Source organism: Microbispora sp. NPDC049125, from assembly GCF_040802045.1.
In the GTDB taxonomy this organism is placed as follows: Bacteria; Actinomycetota; Actinomycetes; order Streptosporangiales; family Streptosporangiaceae; genus Microbispora.
On the sequence record NZ_JBEZDW010000108.1, the window covers coordinates 1 to 1,869 of the forward strand.

The 1,869-nt window shown below is 69.4% G+C and carries 1 protein-coding gene; it reads right to left on the reverse strand.

All coding sequences use genetic code 11. The annotated features are described in order from the left end of the window. Positions 1–1,869, reverse strand: a 1,869-nt coding sequence (locus tag AB0B72_RS40175) for a beta-ketoacyl synthase N-terminal-like domain-containing protein (RefSeq protein WP_367745056.1), incomplete at both ends; no start/stop codon positions are given.

Consider the following 1,869-nt stretch of genomic DNA (forward strand, 5'->3'; position numbering starts at 1 on the left):
CGACCACCACCGACCACCACCGCCCGATGATCGAACAACGCCCGCGAACCAACCAACGACAAACCCACATCCACCGGCGACACCCCCGGCCGATCACCCACAAACGACCGCAACCGCAACGCCTGATCCCGCAACGCCCGCTCACTCTTACCCGACACCACCCACGCCACCGGACCATCCAAGGCCGGCTCGGCGACAGGCTCCACCGGCTCCACCACAGGCGCCTGCTCGACAATCACATGCGCATTCGTGCCGCTGAAGCCGAAGGAGGACACGCCCGCCCGCCTCGGACGGTCGATCGACGGCCACGGTCGCGACTCCCTCAGCAACTCCACGGCACCAGCGGACCAGTCGATGTGGGACGACGGCTCATCCACATGCAGGGTCTTCGGCAGCACCCCATGCCGCATCGCCATGACCATCTTGATCACACCGCCGACACCGGCGGCCGCCTGGGTGTGACCGATGTTCGACTTCAGCGAGCCGAGGTAGAGCGGCTCGTCACGTTCCTGGCCGTACGTGGCCAAAAGCGCCTGGGCCTCGATCGGGTCGCCGAGCGTGGTGCCCGTGCCGTGCGCCTCCACCACATCAACATCCGCCACCGACAACCGTGCGCTCGCCAGCGCCTGCCGGATCACCCGCTGCTGCGACGGACCATTCGGCGCCGTCAACCCATTCGAAGCACCGTCCTGATTCACCGCCGAACCCCGCACCACCGCCAAAACCTCATGCCCGTTCGCGACAGCATCCGACAACCGCTCAAGCAGCAGCACGCCCGCGCCCTCACCCCAGCCCGTCCCGTCGGCCGACTCGGAGAACGCCTTGCACCGGCCGTCCGCCGCCAGCCCGCGCTGCCGGGAGAACTCCACGAAGGCGGCCGGCGTGGCCATCACAGTTACGCCACCCGCCAGCGCCAGCGAGCACTCCCCCTGCCGCAGCGCCTGAACCGCCAGATGCAACGCCACCAGCGACGACGAACACGCCGTATCCACGGTGATCGCGGGACCCTCCAGCCCGAAGGTGTAGGCCACGCGCCCCGAAACCACGCTGGCCGCGTTACCCGTGCCCAGGTGCCCTTCGACGTCTTCGCGCCCCTGCTGAACAAGCCCCGCGTAGTCGTGGTACATCACACCCGCGAACACTCCGGCCCGGCTGCCGCGCAGCGATTCCGGGTCGATTCCTCCTCGTTCGAACGCCTCCCAGCAGACCTCCAGGAGCAGCCGCTGCTGCGGATCCATCGCCAGCGCCTCACGGGGGCTCACGCCGAAGAACGCCGGATCGAATCGGCCCGCCTCGTGAAGGAATCCACCCTCAGTGGAGTAGGTCTTGCCGCGCCGGCCGGGCTCGGGGTCATAGATGGCGTCGACGTCCCAGCCCCGGTTGATCGGGAAGGCCGAGATGCCGTCGCCGCCGGAGGAGACCAGTTGCCACAGCTCCTCGGGAGTCGTCACCCCACCCGGATAGCGGCAGCCCATGCCGACGATCGCGATCGGCTCGTCGTCGGCGGCGCCCGTCACCGTCTGCCGCTCTTCCGCGCCCCTGGCGCCGAGAAGCTCGGCCGCCAGGTGCTCGGCCAGGACGACCGGGGTCGGGTAGTCGAAGACGAGCGTCGCGGTCAGCCGCAGCCCCGTGGCCTCCTTGAGGCGATTGCGCAGCTCGACCGCGGTGAGGGAGTCGAAGCCCAGCTCCTTGAACGGTTTGCCGGGGCCGATGCCCTGGGGTGAGGCGTGTCCCAGCACTCCGGCGACATGGGTCCTGACCAGGTCGAGGATGGCCTTGTCCCGCTCGGCGTCGGGCAACGCGGCCAGACGCTCCGCCAGCGCCGAAGTCCCCACGCCACCCGCCGAGGCCATCCGCCGGCTTCCACCC